This window comes from Occallatibacter sp. (genome assembly GCF_049802275.1).
Taxonomy (GTDB): Bacteria; Acidobacteriota; Terriglobia; order Terriglobales; family Acidobacteriaceae; genus Telmatobacter.
This window is the reverse complement of record NZ_JBARMD010000026.1, coordinates 1-6,090: the sequence shown is the minus strand read 5'-3', so window position 1 is coordinate 6,090 and position 6,090 is coordinate 1. Positions and strand designations below refer to the sequence as shown.

Genomic DNA, 6,090 nt, shown 5'->3' with positions numbered 1-6,090 from the left:
GTGGAGGAAAGGGAGCTGCGATCGGCGCGCTGGTCGGCGTCACCGCCGGAGCGGTGGGCGCCGGAGCATCGGGCAACAACAGAGACATCGAACTTCCTTCAGAGTCGGCATTGACCTTTGCACTCGTTCAACGGCTCACGCTCAAACCGGAATGAAGCCGACCTTCTCACGTACTGTTGACCGGATGAGCTGATTCGCAACGCAACATGAGGCGTGTCTTTTCAGCTTGTCTGGTCGTAGAACCGTGCGTGAGAATTTTAAACAAAGGCCGAGACTTGTCATGCGCGCGTCGGTTTCGGACGGAATAGGGACGTATCAGATGATCGACAAAGGCCTGCCGCCAAAATCACCGCCAAGGGCACCAAGTACTACAAAGACAGAAATCTGAATTGAAGGAATTGATGCCGACTACACAGGTTCAAACTTTAGCCTCGCCATTGCCTGAGAGAGGAGGCTCATGAGTCGTCTAATTAGCCAACCCATTTTCGTACTAGTGATTACGTTAATCGCGATGTGGTTGTCGGCCAACCTTGGAGCCCTGTTTGGGCACAGTATGCGACCGCTCAAAGATGAAGAGCGGGATGACTTCGGCACAGTTCTAACCTCTACGTTGACGCTGCTTGGTCTGCTTATCGGATTCACTTTTTCGATGGCGATCAGCAGGTACGATCAGAGGAAGAATCTTGAGGAAGCAGAGGCCAATGCGATTGGTACGGAATACGTCCGCGTAGACGTGCTGCCTGCTGCCGACGCTGCAAAGGCGCGAGACCTTCTGAAGAAGTACCTTGATCAGCGGATTTTGTTCTATAAGAGCCGCGACAAAAATGAATTGCTGCAGATCAACACTACCACCGCTCAATTGCAAAGCGACTTGTGGGCCACTGTGCGAGATCCGGCTGTGGCTCAGCCAAATGCACTCACCGGCCTTGCCCTGGCTGGTATGAACGATGTCTTGAACTCGCAGGGTTACACAACTGCCGCCTGGTTGAACCGCATTCCAGTTGCGGCATGGCTGTTGATGAGAGCGATCGCCTTCGGCTGCAACTTTTTGATCGGATACGGAGCGCGCAGGAGAGCCGCGGTGCTGCTGCTGATCGTGCCCCTTGCTGTTTCTATATCGTTCTTTCTTGTCGCCGACATTGACAGTCCTCGTAACGGCCTGATCAGTGTGCAACCCCAAAACCTGATCATTCTCTCCCATTCGCTGAGTGCGAATTAAGACCTTTGTGAATTTGCGAATCCGATGAATCGGCGATCCGGGCGAGAGAAGCGCGCCCATAGTCCGGAGGCAGGTCTGCTGTATCGTGGGATCTGTTCTTAACGCTAGAATGCTTCGCCAACCCCGAGGGTGAACGTGTGGCCGTCCTTGCCCCATGCGAAGTCGGAGCGCAAATTGACATGGTAAGGCTTGCTTAACAGCAGCCTCAGCCCTGTGCCGCCGGCAGGCAGAAAGCTGTTGTTTTGGAATAAAAGCTCGTCGCCACCGGGGATTGCTTCGCCGATGCCGCCGAATCCGACTACGCCCAACCTGTAAGGAAGCGCGAGGCGGTATTCAACCTGGGTAGTTACCATATGTCGATCAAAATATTTTCCAGCTACATACCCGCGGAGTTCATTACTGCTGCCGTAAATGCAGTTCATGTAAAAGGGAGGTTTACCACCAGTCGTGCAGCCATAGCTATCAGAAACCAAAACCTGGCTCTTGCTTAAACTCCAATATTTATCAAAGGACGCTCTGTAAGACTGCAAGGTGTACTTGCTACCCCAGTCAGGAGAATAGAAATCGGATGTGAAATTAAAATAGGTCCCACTTGTAGGATAGAACCGGTTTGGGCTGGTATCTCGGATCAGCCGAAAACCAATGCCGGTGAGCTGAGTATGCAGTCCAACGTCCGGAGGCAAAGGCTGCTTACTCATGTTCGGCTCGACAGTGATAAGCGAATTTCCTGTAATAGCGCGGGGACCCAGAAAAAACTGCCACACGATGCGACGCAAAAACTCCGCCTGGAAAGCTTCGCCGGTCTGAACGAGGGGCAGCTTGAATCCAGTGAATTCTCCAGAACCGTATAGATCGTAGTTAAGGTTGCCGCGGACATAAAAGACAGTGGCTCGATAGCCATTCTCTTTAAAGTAGAGTTGTGTTGCCAATCCCCATGCTCTACTTCCGTTATCCGTGATTAAACCGCCTGCCCCGACCACCGAGGGCGGAGAGACTTTGTCCTTGCGCGTGATCGGAAAGATATAGCCGACCACCGGAACGATGCCTGAACCGATGGCAGGGCTTGAAATCGGGAGTGGAGCGACAACGAATGAGCCCCGCTTTTCGCTCTTCTTCTTCTTCTCTTTTGATTTCTTTTCATGCGGCGCGGCTGCAGCTACTCCTGCCGACACTTGATTCTGCACCGACGTGGATTCTTGCGCAAAGGTCTCGCCGTACGAGTCTCCCTCAAACTCCGAACCGGATGAATGGGCCGTTTGTTGAGCGATTACGAATAGCGAACATGCTGCAAAAAGCCAAAACGTCAGTATTAGTCGCAAAGTCGGGGCTGTGTGCATCATGCGTCACTCAAACGCTACTTTATTCTCCAAAGCCATCCGAGAGCTGAGAGGTCGACCCCACAACTTGATCCACCTTGCGTCACTTGTGCTTTCAAGAAGACACTTCACCCGCCCTTGACAATCGTTGACGAATTTCAAGGGTGATATCCGAATTCTTCTCACTGAGAGTTTCTTCAATCGTCGACCATTGCGCTACTGGCAGAACTGACAGCAGGATCGTTGAATCACTTGTCCGGGTTATCAACGAGCGCTGCGAACGTCTTGGAGTCAATTCTTTTGCCCTGTCACATCTGACAGTTGTGCAGCTTCTGAGTTTCGATGACGCTGCTGATGTGAATCTTTGGCACGTACGCCTGATCTCTGCAGCGCTGCAGTGCTTCACTGCTGAGAGTGCATTCAGTGACGTGCGTTTCAACAACAGAATTTGCGGTGAGGTTTCAGCGGCCGGTGAGGTAGAGACCCGCCACACAATCGTTCGGTACGGAGGAACTTATGTACAGGCGCGAAGGAATTGCTAGGGTTGTTATCGGCTGTGGCCTCGTGATGGGCTTGTTCATGTTGACGAGCCAGCCCGGCCTTGCAAGAGAAAAATACGAAACGATCGAAGCCCAGGCTATGGGGACCGGAACCCAAATGGGTGCCAATATTGGTGTGACTCTGAACATCTATGAATTCTCGACTCCAGCGGACAGGCAGATACTTGTCGAGGCGTATGAGAAGGGCCAATCGAATGGACTGGCGAACGCGTTGCAAAAAATGAAGGCGGTAGGTCACGTTGAGATTACTGGAACACTCGGCTACGACTGTTCCTACATCAAGATGATTCCGACGCCGACAGGTCGCAAGATCGTATTCGTGACGAATCGCCAAATCAGGATGAGCGAAGCCTACTTCGACACTCAGTCGCAGTCCTTCAATCTGACCGCCGGCATTATTGAAATCAACGATCAGGATAAGGGCAAGAGCACTGGCGTTGTTTATCCTGCGGCGCAGCTCATCCTTGATAAAGAGGGCAAACTGCAGTGGGATCTGACACAAAATCCCTGGAAGCTGGTGGATGTGATCGATTGGAAGGGAACGGCGGGCGTTAATTAGGGCGGCTGTTCAGACTCAAAGCCCGAGTCAACATCTGGGCACGTGTCGATCAGGAAGGGTAGTCGGATCTGCGCCAGCATTTATGAGCATGGCAACTTGCCAAGGGTGTTAGTCGCGTCTCATGTCTGGCGTCAGTTTGCGCCAATCTACAACGAGTTGCCATGTGCTTCCAAACTAAGAAACGGCGTCCCGTGCCCCCTGTTAAATGTGACAGTTGCGGCTCTACGACTCGGACTCTTATCCTCCACGAGAAGGAAGTCTTCTGAGGTCTTGCACGAGTTCGCGCGGATTGCGATTCAGGTGCACGTCTCTGAGTCGGGATGAATAACGTGCGCGAATGGATTGAAATGTCGTCAGAAGGAATCCAGGCGCTGGCGGTCGTAATCATTATTGTCTCGATCGTTTTTGGTTTCGGGCGTTATGTCCTGCAATTGGCGAAGCGGTCACCATCCTCATACAGCGCCTATAAGCGGCTGCTTGGCCGGTCACTGATGCTGGCGCTTGAGATTCTAGTTGCGGCGGATGTGATCCGAACAGTTTTGCTCGATCTGACTGCCCAGGGCCTGGAAATTCTCGGCGCACTGGTTGTTGTTAGAACGTTTCTCAGTTGGTCCTTGGTCGTGGAACTTGAAGGTCATTGGCCGTGGCAATCCTCGAGGGTTGCCGCTGGAGAACGGGTTCTAGGGGCAGTGGGAGAGCTTGATATAGAAGAGTCGGTTCATCCTGTATCACGCGATAGCGTTGTTCTTTCTGATTCAAAACGAACTGAAGATCAGATTTGATAATCGCGCAATTCGCGAGCCCGGGACAAACCGGTTAAGGAGGAAATTCAGTGTATCTACCGAGTTTTCCAAATGTCGACTTGTTCTCTGCTGGTATCAACGCCCTGAACGGGGTGCTCGTTGCCCGCAATCCGTCGCACAATCGTGGCTATGCGGTTGTTGGATTGTTGATCATGGGTTTCTTTGGTGGAATCGGCGGCGGCGTGACGCGCGACATATTGCTCAATGAAATTCCTGCGCCACTCAAGGACCCCGCCTATTTCTTCGTCTGCCTGGGTTCCGGAGTGCTTGGCCTTCTGATCTACTGGCTTGCCGACAAGAAAGAGGAGTGGTTTCGAAAGAGGCTGTTGGCCTTCTTCAAGTCATTCACGCTGCCATGGTTTGCGATTTTAGGAGCGCATAGAGCTCTCGATCATGGCCTCGGATTCTGGGCTGCAATTCTCATTGGGATGGCCGCGACCACCGCCGGTGGAGTATTCATCGATCTCTTCTCCGGCGTGACGCCCGAGATCGTGAGGCCATCGGAACACCTCGTAACAACGGCAGTGCTTGCGAGTTCGGTCTACACAATAATCGCGATTCAGATGAAGAACAACAGCACCGAGTTCTTTCCTATCACGTTGATTGCAGTTGGTGTAGCGTTTATCTTCCGGGTCATTGCGGTGAAAGAGCACTGGGCACAGATTGTGCCGTTCGAAGCGCCCGCCGAGGGACCGACCGTGCAGGCGTAATTGTCTTCTGAAGAGTCAAGCGTCATCGATTGGGTTGCAACCGGGCTGAGTACAGCGGAGGGGAATGTCATGGACCATATGTGGGAGCGCGTCGGAACACAACTCATCGCTCGCGTGAGCGGGCCTATGAAATTCAGACTGGTGCTGCAACCGTGCATGGCGGCATTCTTCGCGATTCGCTCAGGGCTGGCGGATGCCAAAGCAGGTAGACCGCCGTATCTGTGGTCGATTCTCTCCGATCCCCACCAACGTGAGGGCTTGCTCAAGGACGGTTGGAAGAGTGTCGGCAAAGTATTCATCCTCGCCGTGGTGCTGGACGTCGTGTACCAGATCATCGAATTGCATTTCGTTTATCCCGGTGAGGCCCTCATTGTGGCCTTCATACTGGCGCTCGTGCCCTACCTGACGCTGCGTGGATTGGTCACGCGCTTCGCTCGAGAGAAGAAAGCAGCGCCGGCACCTTCAAAGAAGGCGGTTTGAGGACTAGTCCAATGGATGTTGAGAAAGAACGAAAAGACAGAGGGATCGTTCTTGCCGAAGAGCGAACCGATTTAGCCGTCGAGCGCTCGGTGATGGCAGCGGAAAGAACACTGATGGCGTGGATACGCACGGCGCTTTCTATGATCGGATTCGGCTTTACAATCTACAAATTCTTCCAGTACAAGGCCGAAGACCTTGCGGCGGGTATTGTCCGTCGTCCAAATGCTCCACGCAATCTGGGATTGAGCTTAATCACGGTGGGTACTCTGGGATTGATGGCTGCGGCATGGCAGCACAGGATGTTTCTACGCGAGATCGGCCCTTCTCGAAAGCGGGAAAAGGTGTCCGTCTCCTTCGTGGTTGCCATGGCCGTCATCCTGATTGGAATCGTTACATTTTATGGCGTTCTGCTGCATGCGGGGCCGTTTTAGTAAGAACATGCT

General features: G+C 52.9%; 7 protein-coding genes. 6 read left to right on the top strand and 1 reads right to left on the bottom strand.

Annotated elements, in window-relative coordinates; genetic code table 11:
* The first annotated feature begins 457 nt into the window (after positions 1-457).
* A complete protein-coding gene (locus tag WA354_RS00785; RefSeq protein ID WP_472811101.1) occupies positions 458-1,219 on the top strand; it encodes a bestrophin-like domain in 762 nt (253 codons plus the stop codon).
* Positions 1,220-1,323: 104 nt separating this feature from the next.
* Here the strand turns inward: WA354_RS00785 and WA354_RS00780 are convergent, their stop codons facing one another.
* Entirely contained in the window at positions 1,324-2,559 is a 1,236-nt protein-coding gene (locus WA354_RS00780; protein ID WP_472811100.1) for a BamA/TamA family outer membrane protein, read from the bottom strand.
* Positions 2,560-3,051: 492 nt separating this feature from the next.
* Here WA354_RS00780 and WA354_RS00775 point away from each other — a divergent pair, with 492 nt between their 5' ends.
* The 5 genes from WA354_RS00775 to WA354_RS00755 all read left to right on the top strand — a co-directional run bounded on the left by WA354_RS00775 (position 3,052) and on the right by WA354_RS00755 (position 6,078).
* On the top strand, positions 3,052-3,654 hold the full coding sequence (locus WA354_RS00775) for a hypothetical protein (protein WP_472811099.1): 603 nt from the start codon (positions 3,052-3,054) through the stop codon (positions 3,652-3,654).
* Positions 3,655-3,974: 320 nt separating this feature from the next.
* Positions 3,975-4,436, top strand: a complete 462-nt coding sequence (locus tag WA354_RS00770) for a DUF1622 domain-containing protein (protein ID WP_472811098.1) — start codon at positions 3,975-3,977, stop codon at positions 4,434-4,436.
* A 50-nt stretch (positions 4,437-4,486) separates the two neighbouring features.
* Positions 4,487-5,167 carry a trimeric intracellular cation channel family protein gene (locus tag WA354_RS00765; protein WP_472811097.1) on the top strand — a complete coding sequence of 227 codons (681 nt, stop codon included), beginning with the start codon at positions 4,487-4,489 and terminating at the stop codon, positions 5,165-5,167.
* A 69-nt stretch (positions 5,168-5,236) separates the two neighbouring features.
* Positions 5,237-5,647, top strand: coding sequence for a hypothetical protein (locus WA354_RS00760; protein WP_472811096.1), 411 nt, complete (start codon positions 5,237-5,239; stop codon positions 5,645-5,647).
* Between the two features lie 11 nt (positions 5,648-5,658).
* On the top strand, positions 5,659-6,078 hold the full coding sequence (locus WA354_RS00755) for a YidH family protein (RefSeq protein ID WP_472811095.1): 420 nt from the start codon (positions 5,659-5,661) through the stop codon (positions 6,076-6,078).
* Positions 6,079-6,090: the final 12 nt, after the last annotated feature.